The organism is Sphingomonas sp. SKA58 (genome assembly GCF_000153545.1).
GTDB classification, from domain to species: domain Bacteria; phylum Pseudomonadota; class Alphaproteobacteria; order Sphingomonadales; family Sphingomonadaceae; genus Sphingobium; species Sphingobium soli.
Window position 1 is genome coordinate 1,720,672 of record NZ_CH959306.1, and the last position, 25,379, is coordinate 1,746,050.

The window sequence follows — 25,379 nt, forward strand, 5'->3', positions numbered from 1 at the left end:
CGCCAGTCTCTTCGCGGTCCAATCCCAGTCGACCAGCGTGTAGAGACAGCCGTACGAGACGGCAGCCGGACTGATCCCATTACGGTTAGCCAGCCATTGCCCCGGGAAAGGGCAGGATGGTGGCTCCACTCCGTAACGAATCCAGGAGATCGGACCACCATTGCGCCATCGCGACCCGTTCTTTCCAATGGGCTCCGCGATGATAGGCCGCGCGCACCTTGTCACCGTCACCATGCGCCAGCGCGCGTTCGATGGCGTCGGGGGACCACTTGCCCGATTCGTTTAGCAGAGTACTCGCCATCGCCCGAAAGCCATGCGCGGTCATTTCATTGGTGGCATAGCCCAGGCGGCGCAAGGCGGCGTTGAGGGTGTTCTCCGACATCGGCCGCGTTCGGGATCGCATCGACGGGAAAACATAGCCAGACGATCCCGTGATCGAGCGGATTTCCTGCAGGATCGCGATCGACTGGCGCGAGAGCGGCACATGGTGCGCCTTACGCATCTTCATCTTTTCGGCCGGGATGGTCCACAGTGCGGCTTCGAGGTCGACCTCATCCCATCGCGCGTGACGAAGCTCGCCGGGGCGCACGAAGACGTGCGGTGCAAGTTGCAGTGCCCATTTCGTCATGCCCTGGCCTTCGTAGCCATCGATGGCCCTGAGCAGGTCGCCGACCTCACTGGCATCGGTGACCGCCCCGTAATGCGTGACCGTGGGGGTCATCAGCGCCCCGCGCAGGTCACGTGTGGGGTCGGACCGCAGGCGGGCCGTGGCTACGGCATAGCGGAACACGGCGCTGGCCAATTGCAAGGTTCGCCGCGCGCTTTCCAGCTTGCCCCGCTTCTCGATCTTGCGGATCGCGGCGAGGGCGTCGATCGGCTCGATCTCATGGATCGGCATCTTGCCGATCGAGGTGTCCAGCAGGCTGAGGAGATATTCGCAGCGCGCGGCTGTAGCCGGTGCCCAGGCCCTGTCACCGTCGCGGCGCCGCTTGCGGCAATATTCGTTGGCGATGCTGGTGAAGGTGTTTTCCGCCAGCGCGCCGGCCCGGAGCTTCTCCCGCTGCTTTTCAAGGGAGGGGTCCTTGCCTTCCGCGAGCAGGTCGCGAGCGTCATCGCGCATTTTGCGCGCGTCGCGCAGACTCACCTGAGGGTAAGCGCCGAAGCTGAGTTTTTTCTCAGATCCGCCGTGACGGAACTTCATCCGCCAGAGTCGCGAGCCAGACGGGGAGATCACCAGAAAGAGGCCCAGCTCATCATACAGCTTGTAGGGCTTGTCGCGCGTCTTGGCTCGACGAATTGCTATATCAGTCAATGACATAGGTCAGGCCTTCCATGGCGAGGCCCCCACCCTTGGGGGCCTCGTGCATTTTTTGGCCCGCTATTTTCGAAAAAGGCCCCACATTTGCCTGGGCTTCCATGGCATGAGGCGAGATTTCACGAGCCGGATGACCCGAAAAATACCGCAGATTTCAGCGGTTTGTAAAGCTGTCGGGGACGCCCTGAGATCGGAAAATGGAGCGGGTGAGGGGAATCGAACCCCCGTCGTCAGCTTGGGAAGCTGCTGCTCTACCATTGAGCTACACCCGCGAGGCTGAAGCTCAATGGCGCAGCGGCCCGATACTGTCAACGGGCGTCATATGGGGCGTTGGCGTCCTTGTCCGGGATCGCGCCGCGCCGGCCGATATTCCATCCGGCAAGGCGATGGCCGGCCAAAGCCGCTTCGAGCGGAGAGGATGCGGCGAGCCGGGCATGAAGATAGCCGGCATTGAACGCATCGCCCGCGCCACTCGAATCGACCACGTCAATCCGGCGTGGTGGAGCGACCTGCTGGCCATCGACCAGACACCCGTCGCCGCCCAGCTTCACGATGATTTCACGCCCCTCGCCCGCGCCCCAGCGGGCAGCCGCGTCGGCCGCGTCGTCGGCCTCACCCATCTCGACCTCGTCGGCCAGCGTGGGCAGGCCCATATCCGCCATCGCGATCGCGCGATCCCTCCAGTGCCGCGCCGTCGCTACATCGGGCCAGAGCCGCGCCCGGTAATTACCGTCGAACGCCACGCGCCCGCCATTGGCCCGCACTTGTTCGCACAGCGCCAGCAGCGCTTCGCGCCCTTCATCGGGAAGAATGGCCAGCGTAATGAGCGAGAAATAGAGCAGGTCAGACTGCGCCGCGTTTGCCACCATCATATCGCTGTCGGGCAAGGCGAACATGCGCCGCGCGGCCGCTTCACTTCGCCAATAGTGAAAGCTGCGTTCACCCGCGGCATCCGTCTCGATCGCATACAGGCCGGGCAGGCGATCGGCCGCAGCCAGAACGAGCTGCGTATCCACGCCTTCCGCCTGCCATTGCGCGATAAGATGCGCGCTCATCGGATCGGTGCCAAGCGCGCTCGCCAACCGAACCTTATCCCCGAAACGGGCAAGATGGACGGCCGTATTGATGACGTCCCCGCCATAGCGCAAATTCCAGCTGGCGCCGTCACCATGGCTGAGTTCCAGCATCGCTTCGCCGATGACCGTGATGACCGTCCCTGCCTTCATTTCCATGCCTTGGCTGCTCCTTGATCCGCGCCTGCGTGGTGGGCAGAGGTGGTCGCCAAGTCAAGTCGCCTTGCCCGGCGCACCCGCATCTCTACGGGAACGATCGGGGACACGGGACGTTTTGCTCAGGCAAAAGCAGGTTCGCGCGGGCCAGCGAACCATAAGGGGACTAAATGAACACCCTCCCATCGGAATATAGCGGCAACCGGTTTGAATTATTGGTTCAGAGCGTGACGGATTATGCGATCTTCATGCTGGATACCGATGGCCGGATTGCCAGCTGGAATGCCGGCGCGCGCCGCTTCAAAGGCTATGAGCCCGACGAGATTATCGGCCAGCATTTTTCCCGCTTCTACACACCCCAGGATCAGGCCGCAGGGATACCCGCTGCCGCGCTGGCGACGGCACAGCAGGAAGGGCGATTTGAAGCCGAAGGCTGGCGCGTGCGCAAGGACGGCACCCATTTCTGGGCCAATGTCGTGATCGATCCCATCCGTGATACCGATGGGCGATTGCTGGGCTTCGCAAAGGTCACGCGCGATCTGACCGAACGTCGCGCGGCGGACGAAGCGCTGCGCAAGAGCGAGGAGCGGTTTCGCCTGCTGGTCGAAAGCGTATCGGACTACGCCATTTACATGCTCGACCCCGTCGGGACCATCACGAGCTGGAACATGGGCGCCGAGCGCGCCAAGGGCTATAAGACGGATGAGATTCTGGGTAAGAATTTCGCCCTATTCTATTCGGAGGATGATCGCATTGCTGGCCTTCCTTCCCGCGCCCTGCACAGCGCCGAGCGCGATGGCCGGTTCGAATCGGAAGGCTGGCGCATCCGCAAGGATGGCAGCCGCTTCTGGGCCAATGCCGTTATTGACGCCATACGCGATTCCGCAGGACAGCTGATCGGATTTGCCAAGGTCACGCGTGACCTGACCGAAAGGCGCGAATCCCAGCTGGCGCTGGAGGATGCCCGCGCAGCGATCATGCAGGCGCAGAAAATGGACGCAATCGGCAAATTAACGGGCGGCGTCGCGCATGACTTCAATAATCTGCTTGCCGTGATCGTCGGTAGTCTCGAGCTGGCCCGGATGCGCCTTGCCAAAGGCGGCGACATAGAACGTTTCCTGGACAATGCCATGGCTGCGGCAGACCGGGGCGCCACCTTGACGCAGCGCATGCTCGCCTTTGCCAGACGGCAGGAATTGAAGCTGCAAAGCGTCGATTGCCTGGCGCTGGTCCACGGCATGACCGACATGCTGCAAAGCAGCGTCGGACCGGGCATCATCATCGACAGTCTGTTCCCGAAAAGCCTTGCGCCCGCTCATGCCGACACCGGCCAACTGGAAATGGCCTTACTGAACCTGGTGGTCAATGCGCGCGATGCGATGCCCGACGGCGGGCGGATCCTGATCAGCGCCAGTGAGATGCTGACGGCGCAGGGGACCGTTCCAGGCCTTGCGAGCGGCACCTACGTCAAGCTGTCGGTGATCGACGAAGGCCAGGGCATGGACAGCGCGACGCTGGAACAGGCTCGCGAGCCGTTCTTCACGACCAAAGGCGTCGGCAAGGGCACGGGCCTTGGCCTTTCCATGGTCCATGGCTTTGTCGAACAATGCGGTGGCGCACTGACCATCGAAAGCACCGTTGGCGCAGGCACGACCGTCTCGCTATGGTTGCCCGTCTCGCAGGAGGAAGAGACATCGATCGTCGGGACCGACACCCCGGAAGGCCCACTGATGCAGACTCCGCTCGTGATCCTGGCGGTCGACGACGACGACCTGGTCCTGACAAACACGGCTGGCATGCTGGAGGATCTGGGACACACCGTCTTTCGGGCCGGAAGTGCGGCCGACGCGTTGCGCATGCTCGAACAATCCCGCATCGACATGGTGGTCACCGATCATGCCATGCCCGGCATGACGGGCGCGCAGTTGGCCGACGCCATCGAGGAGGCCCATCCTCACCTTCCCGTCATTATCATTACCGGCTTTGCCGAACTGCCAGCCCATTCCAGCAGCCGGCCAAGACTGGACAAACCCTTCCGCCAAGCGCAACTGGCTCGCCTGGTCAATCAGGTCGGCGCACTTTCCTCAGGGAAAGAGCGCATCTCGTTTGGCCCATCGACCGATCCACTTTAACGACAATCATTGTCCCTGATCTTGCCGCAAGACGGCAATTTCACCGCATAGCGCTCAGAAATCACGGAAAATACGCCTTATTGTTTATTCGCGCTTGCAAGATGCAGTGGGCGCGCCAATGGTCGTGCGGACATGCAAAACGCTACCGCAGGATCCTGGAACATGCCGGCTGTACCTACTCCGACATCGCATTTCTTCACCTCCCTGCGGTCGCGCCTCCATTATCTGGACTGGGGAAATCCTTCTGCCCCTTTGTTGATCCTGGTCCATGGCGGATTCGATCATGCGCATAGCTGGGACTGGACCGCGCGTGTCCTGGCGCAGGATTTTCACGTGATCTCGCCCGATTTGCGGGGACATGGGGACAGCGCCTGGTCGCCCACCGGGGCATATCCGATCGCCCATTTCGTCTATGACCTTGCTCTGCTCGTCGATCTCCTCGACCGATCGCCGGTGACGATCATGGGGCATTCGCTGGGCGGATCGATCAGCCTGCGGTTCGCCGGCCTCTTTCCGGACAAGGTCGACAAGATCGTGGCGATCGAGGGATTGGGTCTGTCTCCCGACGCCGTCGCTCAACGACAGGAACAGGCAGCGCCTGACATTTGGGTCGACTGGATCGAAGGTCGCCGGGCCCGCGCGCATCGCACGCCCCGTTCCTACCCGACGCTGGAGGCCGCAGTGGGCCGGATGCGCGAACGTAACGAGAAACTGACGCTGGAGCAGGCGATGCATCTGACCCAACATGGCATCAATCGCAACGAAGACAGCAGCTATAGCTGGAAATTCGATCCTTATATGAAAGGCATCGCGCCGGAGGCGGCATCGGACGCAGAACTGCCGGCTTTCTGGAGCCGGATCACCTGTCCGGTCCAGCTCTATCTGGGGCGCGACAGCTGGGCGTCCAACCCGGCCAAGGACGGGCGCATGACGCATTTTCGCGATGCCAGCCTGACCGAGTTCGACAATGCCGGCCATTGGCTGCACCATGATCAGTTCGACCGCTTCATTGCCGAGACGCTTCGCTTCCTGCGGCCCGACATGCCGTCCGGCGCGGTCGCGCGCGTCAGGCCGTAAACCCCTCCACCGCCGCTCTATAGTCAGCCTTCAGCCCGGCAATGAAATCGGCGGCCGGCTGAACCTTCGCGATGGCGCCGATGCCCTGCCCCGCGCCCCAGACGTCGCGCCATGCCTTTTTTTCTCCACCCGTCAGGCTGGCGAAATCCATATCCTTCGCCTTGGGCAGCGCGTCGGGATCAAGTCCCGCGGCAACGATGCTGGGGCGCAGATAATTGCCCAGTACACCGGTAAAGACATCGGAATAGACGATATCCTGCGCGCTGCCGTCCACGATCATCTGCTTGTAGGCCGCCTGCGCATTGGCTTCCTCGGTCGCGATGAAGGGCGTGCCCATATACCCAAGGTCCGCACCCATCATGCGCGCGGCCGCGATCGCCCGGCCCGTCGCGATCGATCCCGACAGGGCGAGCGGTCCATCGAACCACGCACGGATTTCCTGGATCAGGGCGAAGGGCGACAGCGTGCCCGCATGCCCCCCTGCCCCTGCTGCAACGGCGATCAGGCCATCCGCGCCCTTTTCCACCGCCTTGCGGGCGAAGACATTGTTGATGACATCATGCAGGACGATGCCACCATAGCTGTGAATGGCGTCATTGACGTCTTCCCGCGCGCCAAGTGACGTGATGACGATGGGCACGCGATAGCGCACGCACAGCGCCAGATCCTCTTCCAGCCGGCTATTGGTGCGGTGGACGATCAGGTTGACGGCAAAGGGCGCATCGCTTTCGCCCAACGTCTCCCCCAATTGCTGCAACCAGCTTTCGAACATGCCCGCCGGTCGGGCATTGAGCGACGGGAAGGCGCCCACGATCCCGCTGCGGCATTGCGCAATGACAAGATCGGGCTGCGAAATGATGAACATCGGCGAACCGATCAACGGCAGCGACAACCGGTCCCTAAGCAACGGCGGCAAGGTCATGAACAGCGTCCTCTCTTATCGATCGTTCCGCGCTAACATCGGGAAAGTCGCAGAAAAAGCATAAAACGACTGTATTGATTGAATAATACAGTGATGCTAATATCCCGGCATCGAACCCTTTCGGGAAGGATAAGCCATGTATAGCGACAGCGATTTGCAGGATGCCGTAACGGCCGGCATTCTGTCTCCCGAGGCCGCACAGGCGTTGCGCGATCATGTCGCGCGATCGCGGGCGACCGTTGCGGTGGATGAAGAACAATTCCGGCTACTGACTGGATTCAACGACATCTTCGTCGCTATCGCCAGCGTCATCCTGCTGGTCGCGCTCGGCTGGCTGGGCGACAGCCTGCGATTCGGAGCGCCCGACCATCATCCCACCTTCATGTCCGGCCTGCTGGTCGCGGCGGCGAGCTGGGGCCTTGCGGAATATTTCACCCGGCAGCGGCGTATGGCCCTGCCCTCCATTTTATTGCTGTGCGGCTTTGTTGGGGGGATTGCGTTCGCTGCGGGCGCGCTCGGCGCGCAAATCTGGCCCGGATCCGGCGATCGCGCCGAATCCCTGATCCTGTCGGCCGCAGCCGCCGTCGGCCTGGCTGGCGCGGCCCTGCACTGGCGGCGGTTCATGGTCCCGATCACCGTAGCCGCGGGGGCAGCGGCCGGCGCCGGCGTGGTGGCTGGCCTCGTCATGGCCGCGTTCCCCGATAACCGCACTCTGCCCTTCCTGATGCTGCTGGCATCGGGTCTGGTGATTTTCCTGCTGGCGATGCGCTGGGACATGACCGACCGGGCGCGCCTGACGCGTCGATCGGACGTTGCTTTCTGGTTGCATCTGGCCGCAGCCCCGATGATCGCCCATTCGCTTTTTCATCTGTTGGGCGTTCTGAATGGGGGCGAAATTGGTGCCGGCCGTGCCTTGCTTGTCGTCGCGCTCTACATCGCCTTTGGCCTTGTCGCGCTTGCGATCGACCGGCGCGCTTTGCTGGTCTCCAGCCTCGCCTATGTTCTCTTCGCCCTCTACGCCCTGTTCAAGCAGGCGGGCGCAGTGGAGCTTTCCTGGGCGCTCACCAGTCTTGTGATCGGATCGGCCCTGTTGCTGCTTTCCGCGCTTTGGCATCAGACGCGCTCGATCATCGTCAACGGCCTTCCGTCGGTGCTGACCGACCGCTTGCCCTATCTCGATCGAGCGCCAGCCTGACGTCCATGGCCATGGGAGCCGGCTCATGATTGGCGCCGGCTTCTATTGCGCGAACCGCTTGAAGAAGCTATCCGCATTCCACCTTGGGCGTTCCGGTGCATTGGCCACGCGCAGCGCCACCGCCGTGACATAGGCGTTCAGCTTCGCGGTTTCCGCCGGTAGCACTGGTTGGTTGAGATCATCAAAGGGCGAATGATAGAGATTGGCGCGCCATGCCTTTTCCACCACAGCCTCAGGCGTCCCGGCCTTAAACCCATATTTGAAGAATAAAGCGGGAATGCCTTGTCGGATGAAGGCATATTGGTCCGACCGGATGAAGACGTTCCGATCAGGGAACGGGTCCGGCGTAATAGGCAAGTTCATCGCCGCGCTGACGGCAGAGGCGTCTTCGCCCAACGAGCTTTGGTCATAGCCGATCGGCGTGACGCTGGTCAGGGGAAAGATGGGCAGCGCCATGTCGAAATTGAGGTCAGCGACCATCGCATCGGCCGGCACTGTCGGCCGCCGGGCGAAATAACGAGACCCAAGCAAACCCTTCTCCTCGGCCGTGACGATAGCAAAAAGAATGGAGCGTTTGGGCTTTTGCTCCGCCTGTTGCAAGGCGCGGGCGATCTCCAGCAGGCTGGCGACACCCGACGCATTGTCGAACGCGCCATTATAGATGGCGTCGCCCTTGACCGGCGTGCCAATGCCATAGCCATCGAGATGCGCGGAGAGGACGACATACTCATCGCGCAGATTGGGGTCGCTGCCGGGCATGACCGCAATGAGATTGGGCGACGACAGGTTTCGCCGCGTCGCCGCAACCCGCGCACTCAAACGCTGGGCCAAAGGAAAGCCGGCGATGGGCGCGGAAGCATCAGCTGCGGCGGCGATCGCCGCAAAATCATGGCCCGATCCTTCGAACACCGACTGCGACCGGGCTGGATCGATCTGCGCGTTCAGGAAGGGCCGGTCACTTTCGCGTAAAGCCGCATCCGCATAATAGAGAGCGGGCGCGCCGGCCAGATTGACGCGCCGCTTCCAGGGGATTTCGACCTGCCTCGGCGTCACAAGGCTGATCAGCCCGACCGCCCCCTTCGACGCCAGATATTGTGCGCGCTCGGACCGGGCATGAGATTTCAGCGCGCCGGAGATCGTTGCCGGCCCGCCTGAAACCACCACCACGACCTTACCCTGAAGGTCAAGGCCGGCAAAATCGTCATGCCCTTCTTCGGGCAGATGCAACCCATATCCGGCAAAGACCATCGAGGCGTCGATCCGCTCGGGAACCGGACCGCCGCCGCCAGAAAAGATGAGGTCGCCGGGAACGGACAAAGGCGTTTCCCCGCCCGAACCGAGCAGGACAGCGCTGCTGCTGTCGGATCGAATGATCTGCTCGACAAAGGCAACCGGCTGCTTGTAGCCATCGGTCCCCATGGGCTTCAGACCGAGCGACTGGAATGCGCCGATGACATAGTCCGCAGCCCTGTCATAGCCGGGCGTGCCCGTGCCGCGCCCTTCCATATCGTCGCCGGCCAGCACCTGCACATGACCCCACCAGCGCGTGCCATCGTCCGGGGCGGCATCTTCGGCGCCGACTGCCGCCGAATTGAGCATGAGCGCCGCAAATGGCAGTGTCAGGGCTAGGCGCTTCATGGTCACACTCCGCTTTTCCAAAAGTCCATTGATCATCAAGAGCGCCGACGAACAAGAGGCTTGGAACCGCCATCATCTTGTGTATTATATAAGCAATACACATCAGGAGATTGCGATGTCCCGGTCCTTCCCCCTTCTGACGCTGGCGCTATCGAGCCTGCTTCTGTCCACGAGCGCCTGCTCGCGTACCGATGAGTCGCCCACGGCGGAGAGTGGCGCGGCTAAAACGCAGGACTGGTCCTCCCTCCGAGATTTTACCGCCATCGACGCAACCGGCCCTGACAATGTCAAAGTCACGATCAGCCCCCAATTTTCCGTCCGGGCGCAGGGCGATGAAAGGGCAATCGCCGACCTCGATATCCGGGTGAAGGGCGACACGCTGCTGATCGGTCGCAAGTCCAGCACCACATGGTCCGGTCCTAAAAGCGCGAATCGCGCCACCATCCATGTGACGATGCCTGCCATCACCGGCGCGGACCTGACCGGTGCGGGCGACCTGGATCTCGACCGGGCGGAAGGCGACAGCCTGACCCTGTCGCTGACCGGCGCGGGCGATTTTCGCATCGCCAAGGTGAATCTGAAATCCTTGACCACCGACATTACCGGTGCGGGCTCGATCAAGATCGCCGGCGCGACTGACCAGGCCAAACTGTCCATCACCGGCGCGGGCGACATTGATGGCGAAGCGTTGAAGATCGGGGACGCCGACGTGTCCGTTCTGGGTGCCGGCGACATCGACTTCGCGTCGGACGGCAAAGTCGCTATCAACATCATGGGTCCGGGCGACGTGACGGTGAAAGGCAAGGCGCAATGCACGATAAAAGGGCTTGGCCCCGGCGAGGCGCGCTGCGCGCCCTGATCCTGTTCGGGCTGGCGACGGCATCGCCAGCGGCGGCAGCAACGCGCGGCTATACCATCACCAGCTTTGACAGCATTCGCATAGACGCGCCAGTCAATGTCATCCTGGCCACCGGGCAGGGACCATCTGCTCGTGCCGAGGGCGATCAGGCTGTGCTTGACCGCTTGCACGTTGATGTGTCGGGGCGACAACTCACCATCGGGATGGACAGGCTGCGTCCGGGCGAGAAAAGCGGCGGCGCTGCGACCCTGCGCCTGTCGACCGGGATGATCGACCGCGTGATGCTGACCGGCGGCGGTTCCGTGCAGATCGACCACCTGAAAGGGCTGCGGGGCCAGATCGTGCTCGGCGGCAATGGCGACGTCACCGTTAGTGATGTGCAATTGGACCGGCTTGACCTGCTGCTGGCCGGTGGCGGGCGAGCGACGCTGGCGGGACGCGCCGGGGTCGCGAACATCCATGTGAACGGACCGGGCGAAGTCGCCGCGCAAGGCCTGCGCGCGCGACAGGCCGAGGTCGGGAATGACGGGCCGGGCAGCGTGGCGCTGACCGGGGACGTCGCCGTCAAGATCGTCGCCAGTGGATCAGGCGACGTTCAGATTGACGGCAAGGCCGCCTGCACCGTCGATCATCGGGGCACCGGCCGGGTGCTGTGCGGCGGGGAAAGCTACTGACCCCGTCCTGATTACCCATCAATACGACCCGACCGGGCTAAGCCTGTTCACGCCGGCACGCTGGCGAGCGCCGTCTTCACCGCGTCCAGCGCCGCCGTCGCCTTGTCGCCATCGGGGCCACCGCCCTGCGCCATGTCGGGACGGCCACCGCCACCCTTGCCGCCCAGCGCCTCAACACCGGCGCGGACGAGGTCGACGGCGCTGATCTGACCCTTGAGGTCATCGGTGACGCCGACTGCGATACTGGCGCGGCCGTCGACCACCGCAAGCACGGCGGACACGCCGCTACCCAGCGTCGCCTTGTTCTGATCGACGATGCCGCGCAATTCCTTGGGGTCGAGCCCTTCGATGACCTGGCCCAGAAAATCGATGTTGCCAATTTTTTCCGGTCCCGCCGTCTGAGCCGCGCTGCCGCCACCCAGCGCCAAAGCCTTTTTGGCCTCGGCAAGTTCGCGCTCCAGCTTGCGGCTCTGTTCGACCAGCGCGGCAATGCGGGTCGGCACATCCTCCGGAGTGGTCTTGAGCGCGGCGGCCGTCTGCCGCAGCTTGTCGTCGCGTTCGACCAGCCACAGGCGCGCGGCCTCGCCGGTCAAGGCTTCGATCCGGCGCACGCCCGAGGAGACGGCGCTTTCCGACACGATCTTGAACAGAGCGATGTCACCGGTCGCGCGGACATGGGTGCCGCCGCACAGTTCAACCGAATAATGCGCATCGTCCCCCCGGCCCATCGACAGGACGCGAACCTCGTCGCCATATTTTTCGCCAAACAGCGCCATGGCGCCCGCCGCGACCGCGTCGTCCGGGGTCATGAGGCGGGTCGTCACCTCCTCATTATGGCGCACCTGCGCGTTCACATCCGCCTCGATCGCGGCGATCTGCGCATGCGTCAGCGCTTCGGGATGCGAGAAGTCGAAGCGCAGGCGATCAGCCGCAACCAGGCTGCCCTTCTGCGTCACATGCGCGCCCAGTTCCTTGCGCAACGCGGCATGAAGCAAATGGGTGGCGCTGTGGTTGGCGCGGATACGGTCCCGGCGGTCGACATCCACGCTCAGATGCACGGTGTCGCCCACCTTGATACTGCCCGCCTCGATCGTCGCGTGATGGGCATGGACGCGGCCCAGCGGCTTGGCCGTATCATCGACCAGCGCGACAAAGCCGCCCTGCGTCGTGATCCGGCCCGCGTCGCCCATCTGGCCGCCGCTTTCGCCGTAGAAGGGCGTCTGATTGGTGACGATCGTGACGGTGTCGCCGGCCGCAGCACTGTCGAAGTTCACACCATCCTTGACGATTGCCAGAACTTCGCCTTCACCCTGCGTGGTGGCGTAGCCGATAAATTCGGTGTTGCCTGCCTTTTCCGCGATGTCGAACCAGATTTCGTCGGACGCCTTTTCGCCCGATCCCTTCCAGGCTGCGCGCGCGGCGGCCTTCTGTTCGGCCATGGCGGCGTCGAAGCCGGCGCGATCCACCGTCAGGCCGCGCGAGCGCAGCGCGTCTTCGGTCAGGTCATAGGGGAAACCATAGGTATCGTAGAGCTTGAAGGCGGTTTCACCGGCAAGCGTGCCGCCTTCCGCCAAGTCCCCGGTCGCTTCGTCCAGCAACTTAAGCCCGTTCTCCAAAGTCTTGCGAAAGCGCGTTTCTTCGCGCAGCAGGGTTTCCTCGATCAGCGGCTGGGCGCGGACCAGTTCGGGATAGGCGCCGCCCATTTCCGATACGAGGCTGGAGACGAGGCGATACATCAGCGGCTCCTTCGCGCCGATGATGTGCGCGTGGCGCATGGCGCGGCGCATGATTCGGCGCAGCACATAGCCGCGCCCTTCATTGGCCGGCAGCACGCCGTCAGCAATCAGGAACCCGGTCGAGCGCAGATGATCGGCGATGACCCGATGGCTGGCCTTATGCGCGCCGTCGGTCGCGGTACGACTGAGCGCCCCGCTTTCGGCTATCAGCGCCTTGAACGTGTCGGTATCATAATTGTCGGTGACGCCCTGCATCACGGCGGCAACGCGCTCCAGCCCCATGCCAGTGTCGATGCTGGGCCTGGGCAGTTCCGAAACGATCTCGTTCGCTTCCTGCTCATATTGCATGAAGACAAGGTTCCAGATTTCGACGAAGCGGTCGCCATCCTCCTCAGGCGATCCGGGCGGACCACCCCAGATATGGTCGCCATGATCGTAGAAGATTTCCGAGCAGGGACCGCACGGACCGCTGTCGCCCATTGCCCAGAAATTATCTTTGGTCGCGATGCGGATGATGCGCTCTTCCGGCAGGCCCGCAATCTTCTTCCACAGGTCGAACGCCTCGTCATCGGTATGATAGACGGTCGCGGTCAGCCTGTCGGCGGGCAGACCCCATTCCTTGGTCAGCAGCGTCCAGGCATGGGTGATCGCCTGTTCCTTGAAATAATCGCCAAAGCTGAAATTGCCGAGCATTTCGAAGAACGTATGGTGGCGCGCGGTATAGCCGACATTGTCGAGGTCATTATGCTTGCCGCCCGCCCGCACGCATTTCTGGCTCGATGTCGCGGTTTTGTAGGGGCGTGTTTCAAGACCTGTGAACACATTCTTGAACGGCACCATGCCGGCGTTGACGAACATCAGCGTCGGATCATTATGCGGCACCAGCGGCGCCGAGGGAACGATGGTGTGGCCGTTGCCTCCGAAATAATCGAGGAAAGAGCGGCGAATGTCGTTGGTCGAGGTCATGGACGCGATTTAAGAGGAAGCGGCCCGCCGCACAAGCGGGGGATTTGATGGCGTCTCCGCAATCGAAACGGGCCTCCGAAAGGCCAGTGACCTTGTCATTCGACCCGACGCCTGCAATGGCGGTCTCACGTTACGCAGAAGGTGGAGTTCAAACAACATGACGGCACACATTATTGCCGAGTGGAAAAGCGTCCGGAAAAATCAGGCTGTTCCCATGTTGTGGAATGATGGACTGACACCCCTGATCCAACAGCGACATGCGTATCCGGTTGAAACACCCGCAGCAACCATTTGGGCGTTTGACGATGTGCGCGTCATTGGTCCATGCATACCGATGATATTCGAAGGGCTTGAGCCCGACTTGAAAAACGCTCTTTTCCCCGGATATGTCGTCGTAAAATATGAAGACCCTGCTTTCATAAGTCATGTTGCGCCCGCAGCGACCCGGTCGAGGCATGTTGATCGGGCTTGGGCGGTTTGGAACTATAACTGCATTATTTACGGGCACTTTCTCTTAGAAGCGGTGTCACGTCTTCTACTGATCCGATCTGCCTATCGCGATGATCCTTCACTGTCCGACATTCCAATCCTGCTGCCTGCAAATGCGCCTGCCTTCGCTCGACGTTGGATTGAACTGCTGCTTCCCGATTTCCAAATAGAATTGAAGGACGCCGATGAGGACATCTTCGTTGGGCAGTTGATGGTCCCAAATTGGGGCAAGGGGTACATCTACTCCGATCGCGTTCAGAACGAATTGAACAGCCTTGCTGCTCCGTACCGGACCGAAGGCGGGCCCGTCCGGCGCATCTTCGTCGAGCGCCGGGTGCAGTCCTATCGCGTCCTGGCCAATGCCGATGCCTTGCGCGACATTGCTACGGGCTATGGATTTGAAGCCGTCAGTCCTGAAAAATTGTCGTTGGAAGAGCAAATCGCTTTGTTCGCCGACGCGCGCTATATTGTCGGCGAATTTTCCAGTGCGATGCACAACGCCTTATTTTCCCCGGCAGGATGCCGGATCATGGCATTGAACTACATCACCGAATGCCAGTCCCGCATCGGCAATTTCCGGCAGCACAGCGTCGGATATCTCCTGCCGGCAGAAGGTCCCATCAACTACGACCCCAATATTCCGGGCGAGCGGCATTTCACCATTGATCCGGCGCTGTTTGAAAAGAAGCTGAAACTCATGCTCGGCATCGCGTGAACAACGCCAACGGCCGCGTTCATAGCGGGCGACGCCTTTAACCAATCGGCTGCTCGATCGTCATGGGTGGTTTCGAGAACCAAGCCGGTCCCTTCTCGGTCATGTGGAAGCAGTCCTCCATGCGGATGCCCATGGTGCCGGGCAGATAGAGCCCCGGTTCGTTGGAAAAGCACATGCCGATGTCCAGCTTCGTCGTTTCGCCATGCACGAGGTTGACCGGCTCATGCCCTTCCATGCCGATGCCGTGGCCGGTGCGGTGGGAGAGGCCGGGGAGCGCGTAGCCGGGGCCGTAGCCGCTTTTTTCATACCAGCCGCGGACCGCGTCATCGACCGAACCGGCCGGCGCGCCGAGTTGCGCCGCGGCGAAGGCGATTTGCTGGCCGTGCGCCACGTCGTTCCAGACCTTGCGCTGCTGCGGCGTCGGGGTCGCGTCATGGACCCAGGTCCGGCTGATGTCGGACTGATAATCCTCCACCGTGCAACCACAGTCCATCAGCACCACATCGCCGGCGCGTACGGCCTGTGGCTTGCCGGAACCATGGGGATAGGCGGCGGCTTCGCCCAGCAGGACGAGGTTGAATTCGACCTTGCCGCCTAGCTGCCTCGTCGCGGCGCTCATCAAAGCGCCGATGTCGGCCGGGGTCATGCCGGCCGTCACCTGGGGGTAGGTCCAGCGATAGGCGGCCATGGTGACATCGGCCGCCTTTTGCATCAGGGCGATTTCGGCCGCGGTCTTGCGCATGCGCAGCGCACGGGTGACGGGGTCCTTCACCAAGGTGGCGGTGGGTATGGCAGCCTTCAAACCATCGACCGCGAAATAGCGCACCGTCTCCTCGATGCCGATGCGCCCCTTGGCCAATCCCTTCGCCGTCAGGAAATCGGCGATCGGCGTATAGGGGCTTTCATGTTCCTGCCAGACGCGGACCTCTGCGGGGATTGCGAGCGATTCGTCGATCGAGGGCTTTTCAAAAAAGGGACAGACGACGAGCGGCGCGCCGCTGGCCGGAATCACCAGCGCCGTAAGCCGTTCCGAGCGATGCCAGCGGATGCCGCTATAGTAGATGAGGCTCGCCCCCGGTTCGACCAGCAAGGCGTCGATGCCCGCTTCCCGCATCACTGCCTGCGCGCGGGCCAGTCTGCCAGCGCGCTCGGACGTGCCGATGGGCGTAACCTCACCGGTCATCGAGGCCAGCATCTCGCCCGCTTTCTCCTGCGCGAACAGGCGCGGGCTGACGATGCCGACACCGATGCTGACAGTTGCAAGACGCAGGACAGCGCGGCGGTCAGGCATAGGCATAGGGACCTCCCGCCGCCAGCGCCGCCTGATAGGCGGGCCGGCCGTGCATCTCGTGCAACCAGCGGATGAGGTGCGGGCGGCTTTCGTCGAGGCCACCGCGCGCGCGGGAGGCTTCCAGCGGAAAGCTCATCATCATGTCGGCGGCGGTGAAATCATCCCCGGCGAAATAGGGTCGGGTCGCCAGTTCGGTTTCCAGCCAGTCCAGATGATCATCAAGCATTTTCTGCACCGTGGGCCTGGCCGGGCGACCGAGCAGGCCCAGCTTGCCGACCACGAGCAGCGCCAGCAGCGGCGGCATCATCGACCCTTCGGCATAATGCATAAACTGACGATAGCGGATCGCGTTTTCCGCGTCCGCCGGCGCGCCGAACCGGTTGCAGGCGCGCGCGACGAGATAGTCCATGATCGCCCCGGTTTCGATCAGCCGGTGGCCATCGACCTCCACGACCGGCGACCGGCCGAGCGGGTGGATGGCGCGGAGCGAGGCGGGCGCGCGCATGGTCTTTGCGTCGCGTTCGTAGCGGCGCACCTCATAGGGCTCGCCCATTTCCTCCAGCAGCCAGAGGATGCGTTGCGACCGGCTGTTATTGAGATGATGGACGATGATGGTCATGACGGCCCTTCCCGTGCTGCGGAGCGTGATGGCTAACGCAGCATGGGGCCGTTGCCAAGTTCAGGCCAGCGCCTTGTCCTTGACGATATGTTTTCAGGCGTCTTCCAGAACCTCCGCCTTCTTCTTTGCGCGAAAGGCGTGGAGCAGGGGCTCGGTATAGCCGTTGGGCTGTTCGACCCCCTCGAACACAAGCGCGCGGGCGGCCTGATAGGCGAGGCTCTGCCCTTCCCGGCCGCTCATCGGCTGATAGAGCGGATCGCTTTCATTCTGCGCATCGACCTTCGCCGCCATGCGGGTGAAAGCGGCGTCGATCTGGTCCGCCGTGCAAACGCCATGCAGCAGCCAGTTGGCCATATGCTGCGAGGAGATGCGCAGCGTCGCGCGATCCTCCATCAGGCCGATGTCGTGAATATCGGGCACCTTGGAACAGCCGATCCCCTGATCGACCCAGCGGACGACATAGCCAAGAATGCCCTGCGCATTATTATCCAGCTCCTGCGCAATTTCGTCTTCCGAGAAGTTGCGACCAAAGGCGACAGGAATGGACAGCAGCGTGTCCAGCGGCGCGACAGCTTCCGCCTTGCGCTCCGCCTGGCGCGCGAAGACGTCGACGCTGTGATAATGGGTGGCGTGCAGGGTGGCGGCGGTGGGCGATGGCACCCAGGCGGTGTTGGCACCGCTCATCGGATGGCCGGTCTTCTGCTCCAGCATGTCGGCCATGCGGTCGGGCGCGGCCCACATGCCTTTGCCGATCTGCGCCCGGCCACTGAGGCCGCAGGCAAGGCCGATCTGGACATTGCGATCCTCATAGGCGGTGATCCAGTCGCTCGACTTCATCTCGCCCTTGCGGATCATGGGACCAGCCTGCATCGATGTATGCATTTCGTCGCCCGTGCGATCGAGGAAGCCGGTATTTATAAAGACGATGCGGTCCTTCACCGCATGGATGCAGGCCGCCAGATTGGCAGATGTGCGGCGTTCCTCATCCATGACACCGACCTTGATCGTGTGGCGCGCCATGCCGAGCATATCCTCGATCGCGTCGAACAGGCGATCGGTGAAGGCGACCTCGTCCGGCCCGTGCATCTTGGGCTTGACGATATAGACGGAGCCGGCGCGGCTGTTGTCCCTACGACCCTTAAGATCGTGTAGCGCGATCAGGCTGGTGACGATGCCGTCGATAATGCCTTCGGGCGCGTCGTCGCCATTGGGCAGGCGGACGGCGGGCGTCGTCATCAGATGGCCGACATTGCGGACGAACAGCAGGCTGCGGCCCGGCAGCGTGAAGGTGCTGCCGTCCAGCGCGGTGTAGGCGCGATCAGGGTTGAGCGCACGCGTCATTTGCGTCCCGCCCTTCTCGAACGTTTCGGTCAGGTCGCCGCGCATCAGGCCCAGCCAGTTGGCATAGGCGGCGACCTTGTCCTGCGCGTCGACGGCGGCGACGGAGTCTTCCAGGTCGCAAATGGCGGTCAGCGCGGATTCGAGGATGACGTCCGCGATGCCGGCTGGGTCGGTCGCGCCGATCGGATGGTCGCGGTCGAAGACAACCTCGATATGCAGGCCGTTATGACGGAACAGCTTGCCCTTTTCGCTGGTGCCGATGAACTGGGCAGGATCGCGCAGGACGATGTCCGCGTTGGTCAGGTCGGCCCAGCGGCCGCCGGCGAGCGGGATGGCATCATCGAGGAACGCCTTGGCCCAGGCGATGACCTGCGCGCCGCGCGCAGCGTCATAGCCTCTTCCGGCCGGCGCGCCCGTGATGGCGTCAGTGCCGTAGAGCGCGTCATAGAGGCTGCCCCAGCGCGCATTGGCGGCGTTGAGCAGGAAGCGGGCGTTGAGGATCGGGACGACCAGCTGCGGTCCGGCAAGGCGGGCGACTTCGTCATCGACATTCTGGCTGCCGATCGCGAATGGTTCAGGTTCGGGAACGAGATACCCAATGTCGTGCAGAAAGGCCTGATAGGCTTGCGCATCATGGGGCTGGCCCCGGCGCTGTTCGTGCCAGCTGTCGATCTGCGCTTGCAATGTATCGCGCTTGCGCAGCAGGGCGACGTTTTCCGGGGAGAAGCGGGCAAGGATGTCCGCCGTTCCGGCCCAGAAGGCGTGCGGGTCGATCCCGGTGCCGGGCAATGCGCGCATTTCGATGAAGTCGGCGAACGACGGCGCGACCATGAGGCCGGACTTGTCGATCATGCGGTCGGTCATGGCTCTTCTCCCAGCATCAATATGTCGCCCCACCCCCTACCCTATCGCCATTATGCCGTGTAGACGCTATTATGCGAACATAGTCATTCCTGTAGTGAACGAATATGATGGACCCCGACCATGACCTGTTCGTGACCGTCGTCGATGAAGGCGGGCTGGCGGCGGCCGGACGGCGGCTGCATATTTCCCCGGCGATGGTGTCAAAGCGCTTAGCGCGGCTGGAGGACCGGCTTGGCGCGAAACTGCTCCACCGCACAACCCGGCGCATGGCGCTGACCCCGGCGGGCGAGCGGCTGCATGCCGACCTGCGGGGCATATTGGCGGCGCTCGATGAAGCGGAGCGGCGGGTGTCGGGGCAGTCGGCGATGGTGAGCGGCCCACTGCGCGTGACCGCGCCAACCTCCTTCGGGCGCATGCATCTGGCGCCCTATCTCCAGGGCTTTCTCGACGCCTATCCGAAGGTCGCGCTGACCATCGACCTGTCGGACGCGTTCGCCGACCTGATCGAGGCGCGGGCGGACCTGGCGCTGCGCATCACTGCGAATCCCGGGCGCGGCCTGTCTGCAACGCGGCTCGCCACCAATCGCCGCATCCTGTGCGCTGCGCCAGGCTATCTCGATCGTCATGGCGTGCCGGACACGATCGCGGCGATCAAAGCCCACCGATTGCTCGCCGCGGACGGGCAGATGCCGTGGCGGCTGGTCGGCCCCAGGGGACCCGTCAGCATCGAAGGGCAGAGCCATGTGCGCACCAACAGCAGCGAACTGGTGCGCGAATTGACGCTGGCTGGGGGCGGCATCGCGCTGCGATCGCTCTGGGACGTGAGCGACGCCTTGGCATCGGGCGCGTTGCGTCAGGTCTTGCCGGCCTATGCCGGGTCGGCCGATGTTGCCCTGTTCGCGGTGCACCTTCCGCAAAGCCATCCGCCGCGCGCGATCAGCGCCTTTATCGACTTTCTGGCCAGCCTTTACGGGCCGGTGCCGCCCTGGGAACGCTCCACCATTGCCCTAGCGGAAGCAAGCCTCTAAGGCCGCGTCCATGGACGACAACACCCGCCGCGCGGCACTCGACTATCATCGCTATCCGCAACCCGGCAAGCTTCGGATCGAACCCACAAAGCGCATGGTCAACCAGCGCGACCTGGCGCTGGCCTATTCGCCCGGCGTCGCCGCGCCCTGCGTCGAAATCGCCGCCGATCCCCACAAGGCGCTGGACTATACCGCGCGCGGCAATCTGGTCGCGGTCATATCGAACGGCACAGCGGTGCTGGGGCTGGGTGCGATCGGCGCGCTGGCGTCCAAGCCGGTGATGGAGGGCAAGGCCGTCCTCTTCAAGAAATTCGCCGACATCGACGTGTTCGACATCGAAGTGGACACGACCGATCCCGACCAGTTTGTCGAAGCGGTCGCGCTGCTGGAGCCGACGTTCGGCGGCATCAACCTCGAAGACATCAAGGCGCCCGAATGTTTCGAGATCGAGCGGCGCCTGAAAGAGCGGATGAACATTCCGGTCTTCCACGATGACCAGCATGGGACCGCGATCGTCGTTGCGGCCGCCGTGCGCAACGCGCTGGTGTTGCAGGGCAAGACGCTGGCCGATGCCAAGCTCGTGACGTCGGGCGCGGGCGCGGCAGCGCTGGCCTGCGTCGATCTGCTGGTGTCGATGGGCCTGCCGATCGAAAATGTCACGATGACCGACAAGGACGGCGTCATCCATGCGGGCCGCGAGGGCATGTTGCCCAATATGGCGCGCTATGCCCGCACTACCAATGCACGCACCTTGCCCGACGTGCTGCCGGGCGCGAACCTGTTCCTGGGCCTGTCGGCGCCGGGCGTTCTGAAGCCCGAATGGCTGCCGTTGATGGCGCCCAATCCGCTGATCTTCGCGCTCGCCAATCCAGAGCCGGAAATCCGCCCCGAAGCCGCGCGCGAGGTCCGCCCCGACGCGATCATCGCGACCGGCCGGTCGGACTATCCCAATCAGGTCAACAATGTCCTGTGCTTCCCCTATATCTTCCGCGGCGCGCTGGACGTGGGCGCGACGCAGATCAACGAGGCGATGAAGGTCGCCGCCGCCGATGCCATCGCCGCCCTCGCCCGCATGCCCGCGCATGACAGTGTCGCCCAGGCCTATGGCGGGCGCAGGCTGGTGTTCGGCGCGGATTACATCATCCCAACCCCCTTCGATCCGCGCCTGATCGGTGAGATTGCGGTCGCCGTCGCGAAGGCCGCGATGGACAGCGGCGTCGCGAAAAAGACGCTCAATCTGGACGATTACAAGCGCAACCTGAACCACCAGAATACCCGGTCGGGCCAGTTGATGCTGCCGGTGTTCGAAGCCGCGCGCGGCAGCGGCACCCGCATCGCCTATGGTGAGGGCGAGGATGACCGCGTGCTGCGCGCAATCCGCGATGCGCTGGACGAAGGGATTGTCCGCCCGACCATCGTCGGCCGCCGCCGCATCCTGGAACAGAAGCTGCCCGAACTGGGGCTGAGCTTTGACCTCGACCGCGATGTCGAGGTGATCGACCCGGAAACCGACCATCTGGTCATGGGCGAACTGGTCGAGGCCTATCGCGCCGTCGCCGCGCGCAAGGGCGTGCCGGCGGATGAAATCCTACGCCATGTCTATCGCCGCCCGACCGTCACCGCCGCCATGCTGCTGCGCACCGGCAGGGTCGACGCCGCGCTGGTCGGCGGTCGGTCGGAATATTGGGGACAGGTCGAGCATGTGCTGCGCATCATCGATCGGGTGCCGAGCCACAGCCGCGTCTACGCGCTGTCCGGGCTGATCCTGGACGCGGGCGCGCTGTTCATCACCGACACGCATATGGTGCCCGATCCGACCACCGAGCAGATTGCCGAGATGACGATCGCGGCCGCCGCGGAAGTCGCGCATTTCGGCCTCAAGCCGCGCGTCGCGCTGCTGTCCCACTCCAATTCGGATCATCGCACACCGACAGCGCGCGCAAGATGCGCCGTGCCTACAAGAAGGTGCGCGATATGGCCCCGAATTGGCGGCCGATGGCGAAATGCATGCCGACGCGGCGCTCAGCCAGGCGCTGCGCGATCGGCTGATCCCCGACTCGCGCTTTGAAGGGTCGGCAAACCTGCTGGTCATGCCCAATCTGGACGCGGCCAACATCACGCTGACGGCGCTGTCGGCATCGTCCAGTTCGCCTACGGTCGGCCCCATGCTGATGGGCCTGTCAAAGCCGATCCATGTGCTGACGCCCGGCGTGACATCGCGCGGTATCCTCAACCTGACGGCCATTGCGGCGGCCGAGGTCGTGCGGGAAGGCGTCACTTAACCTTTGCCTGCTAGCCTGCGCGGCGAAAGGAGATTGCCAATGGCATCATGGTTCAACGCGATGGCGAAAAGCATCGGTCCCAAGCTGGTGATCGTCCTTGGCCTGGGCGGCGCGGCGTGGGGTGCGATGCATGTGCTCGATCGACCGGCTGCGGCCGAGGCTGAACCGATCGCGGCGCAGGCGGCCTCTCCCGCCGCAGAGGCCGCAGTCCCCACCCCGGCCGCCCAGCCGGTCGAACGACGCAGCGACCAGCCAATGGAGATCGATCCGCGCGCGCTGACCGTGAAGCGCGTGCTGGCTATCGACGGACCATTTCGTCATGGCGATTATGTCTGGGATGAAAAGGGCGCGCCCGCAACCGGGCCGGTCATCATCACCATCGACCTCAAGGCCGAGACGCTGTCCGTTTTCCGCGATGGCTATGAAATCGGCGCAGCGGTCATCCTCTATGGCGCGACGGACAAGCCCAGTCCGCTCGGCGCCTTTCCGATCACGCAGAAGGACGCGGATCATGTGTCCAACCTGTATGATGCGCCCATGCCCTATGCGCAGCGACTGACCAGCGACGGCGTCTTCATCCATGGCAGCGATGTCGAATATGGACGCGGCACCCATGGCTGCATCGGCGTGCCGACGGAATTTGCCAAGAAGCTGTTCGGCGTGACGAAGATCGGCGACGTCGCGGTCATCACCAACGGCAAGATGCTGAATGTCGGCAAGGCGAAGGTCGGCGCCTAGAGCGGCGTCGTTTCGATCCGTGGCCTGGGCGCGGCGGTCAGCGCGCTGCCGGCCGAAGCGACCATGATGCTGAGCATCGCGATCCACTGGATCGACGTCAGCCGCTCGCCCAGCACGGCAAATCCCGCCAGCGCGCCGATCGCGGGCGCTGAACTGAGCAGCAGCCCGAAGGTCGGGGCGGACAGCCGCCGCATCGCCTCCATTTCCAGCGTGTAGGGAAAGGCGCTGGACAGAAAGGCGACGGCGAGCGCGACAAGCAGCAGGTGGGGCGAATGAACCGCCGTATCGATGGCGCTAACCGCCGCCGGGCTGATGATGATGGCGGCGACCAGCATCCCCCAGGCGACGGCATTGCCGCCGATCCCGGCCGACACGCGCTTGCCCGCAAGGATGTAGAGCGCCCAGCACAAGGCCGCGCCACAGGCAAAGGCGACGCCCACGGGATCAAGCCGCGCGTCGGCACGAATGGGGAGCAGGATCAGCAGGCCCGCCACTGCTGCGGCCAGCCAAACGAAATCGCGCGGACGGCGCGATCCGAACAGCACGATGGCGAGCGGCCCCGTCACCTCGATCGCGATGGCGGTGCCGAGCGGGATCCGAGCGAACGCCTGATAGATGGACAGGTTCATAAGTGCGAGCGTCGCGCCATAGGCCAGCAGCGGCCAGCGCAGGCCAGGCGGCACCGCCTGCCGCCAGGGCCGACGGAAGGACAGGAGCAACAGTGCCGCCAGCACGATCCGCAAGCCCGCCACGCCCGGCGCTCCGACCAGCGGAAACAGCGTCTTGGCGAAGGCCGCGCCCAAATTCATCGACAAAAGCGACAGCATCACTGCCCCGGTGCCGATCAGCGCGTCATGCGCGCCCTGTTCTTCGCTGCTGGCCATCGCCGGGCGCTATAGCCTATCGCGCGGACGGCGCCATGATTCTGATCGTCGTACGATTGTGTGCATTGCGGAGGCAGGTGCAACAAAGTCATACGAATGCGGGATTGACCAACGCTGTCATCGCGCCCATCTGCGTCGCTTCTGTATATTGCACTGCAACATGGAGCCGGCGATGAACGCCCACCCCCATCAGGCGCACCCAGCGCTTGTCCTGTTCGCGCTGTCGGTCGGCGCCTTTGCCATCGGCACGACCGAATTCGCGGCGATGAGCCTGCTGCCTTTCTTCGCGCGCGACCTGGGCATCGATGCGCCGACGGCGGGTCATGCGATCAGCGCCTATGCGTTGGGCGTGGTCGCCGGCGCGCCGGTGATCGCGGCCTTTGGCGCCCGGCTGCCGCGACGCACGCTGCTGATCGGCCTGATGGCGATGTTCGCGCTAGCCAACGGGTTGTCTGCGCTGTCGCCCAGCTATCACTGGATGCTGCTGTTCCGGTTCCTGTCGGGCGTTCCGCATGGGGCCTATTTCGGCGTCGCTGCGTTGGTTGCCGCCAGCCTGGTGCCGATCGAAAAGCGGGCGCAGGCTATTGCGCGCATGTTCGCGGGTCTGACGGTTGCGACGATCATCGGCGTGCCGGTGGCGAACTGGATGGGCCAGGCGCTCGGCTGGCGCTGGGGCTTTAGCGTCGTGGCGGTGCTGGCGATCGCCACCGTGGCCCTGGTTGCCATTTATGCGCCGCGCGACAGGGGCGACCCCAAGGCCAGCCCGATGCGCGAGCTGACGGCGTTGCAGCGCCCGCAGGTGTGGCTGACGCTGCTGACCGGGGCGATCGGCTTTGGCGGGCTGTTCGCGGTTTACACCTATGTCGCTTCAACCATGATCGAAGTGACGCATGTGTCGGAAGCCTATGTGCCGCTGGTGCTGGCCATTTTCGGCGTGGGCATGACATTGGGCAATCTGGCGTCGGCCTGGTTGGCGGACCGGGCGCTCAATCGGACCGTCATCGGCATCATGCTGTGGAGCGCGGCGTCGCTGGCGCTGTTCCCGCTGATGGCGGGCAATTTGTGGACGCTGGGGCTCGTCATCTTCATGATCGGACTGGGCGGCGGTCTTGGCACGCCGTTGCAGGCGCGCTTGATGGACGTGGCAGGCGACGCGCAGACGCTGGCCGCCGCGCTGCATCACAGCGCCTTCAATGTCGCCAATGCGCTTGGCCCATGGCTGGGTGGCCTGTCGATCGCCGCCGGCCATGGGCTGGTGTCGACCGGCTGGATCGGCAGCGGGCTGGCGCTGGGCGGCCTTGCAGTGTTCCTGGTCGCCATCATGCTGCAACGGCGCGCGGCCCCCATGATCGCTGCGCCGGCCGAATAAAGGCGCTTTCGCGGGC

Annotated in this window: 18 protein-coding genes, 1 tRNA gene and 1 pseudogene; 10 read left to right on the plus strand and 10 right to left on the minus strand. The window is 63.7% G+C overall.

The window, feature by feature from the left end; all coding sequences use genetic code 11:
• Window positions 1–85 precede the first annotated feature (85 nt).
• From SKA58_RS08780 to SKA58_RS08790, 3 genes are all read right to left on the minus strand, one after another.
• Entirely contained in the window at window positions 86–1,318 is a 1,233-nt protein-coding gene (locus SKA58_RS08780) for a tyrosine-type recombinase/integrase (RefSeq protein ID WP_037542344.1), read from the minus strand.
• A gap of 195 nt (window positions 1,319–1,513) precedes the next feature.
• Window positions 1,514–1,587 (minus strand) — tRNA-Gly (locus tag SKA58_RS08785).
• Window positions 1,588–1,623: 36 nt separating this feature from the next.
• Window positions 1,624–2,547, minus strand: coding sequence for a sugar kinase (locus SKA58_RS08790; protein ID WP_009822053.1), 924 nt, complete (start codon window positions 2,545–2,547; stop codon window positions 1,624–1,626).
• Between the two features lie 167 nt (window positions 2,548–2,714).
• On the opposite strand from SKA58_RS08790, the gene SKA58_RS08795 reads away from it, so the two are divergent.
• Window positions 2,715–4,676, plus strand: coding sequence for a hybrid sensor histidine kinase/response regulator (locus tag SKA58_RS08795; protein WP_009822054.1), 1,962 nt, complete (start codon window positions 2,715–2,717; stop codon window positions 4,674–4,676).
• Window positions 4,677–4,838: 162 nt separating this feature from the next.
• Entirely contained in the window at window positions 4,839–5,753 is a 915-nt protein-coding gene (locus tag SKA58_RS08800) for an alpha/beta fold hydrolase (protein WP_050762995.1), read from the plus strand.
• Here the strand turns inward: SKA58_RS08800 and SKA58_RS08805 are convergent.
• On the minus strand, window positions 5,743–6,675 hold the full coding sequence (locus tag SKA58_RS08805; protein WP_009822056.1) for an NAD(P)H-dependent flavin oxidoreductase: 933 nt from the start codon (window positions 6,673–6,675) through the stop codon (window positions 5,743–5,745). The genes SKA58_RS08800 and SKA58_RS08805 overlap by 11 nt on opposite strands.
• Window positions 6,676–6,811: 136 nt before the next feature.
• Here SKA58_RS08805 and SKA58_RS08810 point away from each other — a divergent pair, with 136 nt between their 5' ends.
• Window positions 6,812–7,870, plus strand: a complete 1,059-nt coding sequence (locus tag SKA58_RS08810) for a hypothetical protein (RefSeq protein WP_009822057.1) — start codon at window positions 6,812–6,814, stop codon at window positions 7,868–7,870.
• Between the two features lie 42 nt (window positions 7,871–7,912).
• Here SKA58_RS08810 and SKA58_RS08815 read toward each other — a convergent pair whose 3' ends face one another.
• Entirely contained in the window at window positions 7,913–9,508 is a 1,596-nt protein-coding gene (locus tag SKA58_RS08815) for a M28 family metallopeptidase (RefSeq protein WP_009822058.1), read from the minus strand.
• A gap of 115 nt (window positions 9,509–9,623) precedes the next feature.
• Here SKA58_RS08815 and SKA58_RS08820 point away from each other — a divergent pair, with 115 nt between their 5' ends.
• Both SKA58_RS08820 and SKA58_RS08825 read left to right on the plus strand, forming a co-directional pair.
• Window positions 9,624–10,367 carry a head GIN domain-containing protein gene (locus tag SKA58_RS08820; RefSeq protein ID WP_037542799.1) on the plus strand — a complete coding sequence of 248 codons (744 nt, stop codon included), beginning with the start codon at window positions 9,624–9,626 and terminating at the stop codon, window positions 10,365–10,367.
• Window positions 10,319–11,041: a GIN domain-containing protein gene (locus SKA58_RS08825; RefSeq protein WP_009822060.1), complete on the plus strand. Its 723-nt coding sequence runs from the start codon at window positions 10,319–10,321 to the stop codon at window positions 11,039–11,041. The genes SKA58_RS08820 and SKA58_RS08825 overlap by 49 nt, the downstream gene beginning before the upstream one ends.
• A gap of 47 nt (window positions 11,042–11,088) precedes the next feature.
• On the opposite strand, the gene alaS is transcribed toward SKA58_RS08825, so the two are convergent.
• Window positions 11,089–13,743 (minus strand): alanine--tRNA ligase, encoded by a 2,655-nt coding sequence (alaS, locus tag SKA58_RS08830; protein WP_009822061.1) that lies wholly within the window; start codon window positions 13,741–13,743, stop codon window positions 11,089–11,091.
• Window positions 13,744–13,900: 157 nt separating this feature from the next.
• Between alaS and SKA58_RS08840 the strand changes: the two genes are divergently transcribed.
• Window positions 13,901–14,947, plus strand: coding sequence for a glycosyltransferase family 61 protein (locus SKA58_RS08840; protein WP_083784867.1), 1,047 nt, complete (start codon window positions 13,901–13,903; stop codon window positions 14,945–14,947).
• A gap of 37 nt (window positions 14,948–14,984) precedes the next feature.
• Here the strand turns inward: SKA58_RS08840 and SKA58_RS08845 are convergent, their stop codons facing one another.
• The 3 genes from SKA58_RS08845 to SKA58_RS08855 form a co-directional block, all read right to left on the minus strand.
• Window positions 14,985–16,244: a M24 family metallopeptidase gene (locus SKA58_RS08845; RefSeq protein ID WP_037542345.1), complete on the minus strand. Its 1,260-nt coding sequence runs from the start codon at window positions 16,242–16,244 to the stop codon at window positions 14,985–14,987.
• Window positions 16,231–16,857, minus strand: coding sequence for a glutathione S-transferase family protein (locus SKA58_RS08850; protein ID WP_009822065.1), 627 nt, complete (start codon window positions 16,855–16,857; stop codon window positions 16,231–16,233). The genes SKA58_RS08845 and SKA58_RS08850 overlap by 14 nt, the downstream gene beginning before the upstream one ends.
• Before the next feature lie 93 nt (window positions 16,858–16,950).
• Window positions 16,951–19,062 (minus strand): malate synthase G, encoded by a 2,112-nt coding sequence (locus SKA58_RS08855; RefSeq protein ID WP_009822066.1) that lies wholly within the window; start codon window positions 19,060–19,062, stop codon window positions 16,951–16,953.
• 104 nt (window positions 19,063–19,166) lie between these two features.
• Here SKA58_RS08855 and SKA58_RS08860 point away from each other — a divergent pair, with 104 nt between their 5' ends.
• The 3 genes and pseudogenes from SKA58_RS08860 (at window position 19,167) to SKA58_RS08870 (ending at window position 23,110) form a co-directional block, all read left to right on the plus strand.
• Window positions 19,167–20,090 (plus strand): LysR family transcriptional regulator, encoded by a 924-nt coding sequence (locus SKA58_RS08860; protein ID WP_009822067.1) that lies wholly within the window; start codon window positions 19,167–19,169, stop codon window positions 20,088–20,090.
• Window positions 20,091–20,100: 10 nt separating this feature from the next.
• Window positions 20,101–22,372 (plus strand): annotated as a pseudogene (locus SKA58_RS08865) (NADP-dependent malic enzyme).
• 39 nt (window positions 22,373–22,411) lie between these two features.
• Window positions 22,412–23,110 (plus strand): L,D-transpeptidase family protein, encoded by a 699-nt coding sequence (locus SKA58_RS08870; protein WP_009822070.1) that lies wholly within the window; start codon window positions 22,412–22,414, stop codon window positions 23,108–23,110.
• Here SKA58_RS08870 and SKA58_RS08875 read toward each other — a convergent pair.
• Window positions 23,107–23,994, minus strand: a complete 888-nt coding sequence (locus SKA58_RS08875; RefSeq protein WP_009822071.1) for an EamA family transporter — start codon at window positions 23,992–23,994, stop codon at window positions 23,107–23,109. The genes SKA58_RS08870 and SKA58_RS08875 overlap by 4 nt on opposite strands.
• Before the next feature lie 172 nt (window positions 23,995–24,166).
• Between SKA58_RS08875 and SKA58_RS08880 the strand changes: the two genes are divergently transcribed.
• Complete coding sequence (locus tag SKA58_RS08880) at window positions 24,167–25,363, plus strand: MFS transporter (RefSeq protein ID WP_037542800.1); 1,197 nt, start codon at window positions 24,167–24,169, stop codon at window positions 25,361–25,363.
• Window positions 25,364–25,379 lie beyond the last annotated feature (16 nt).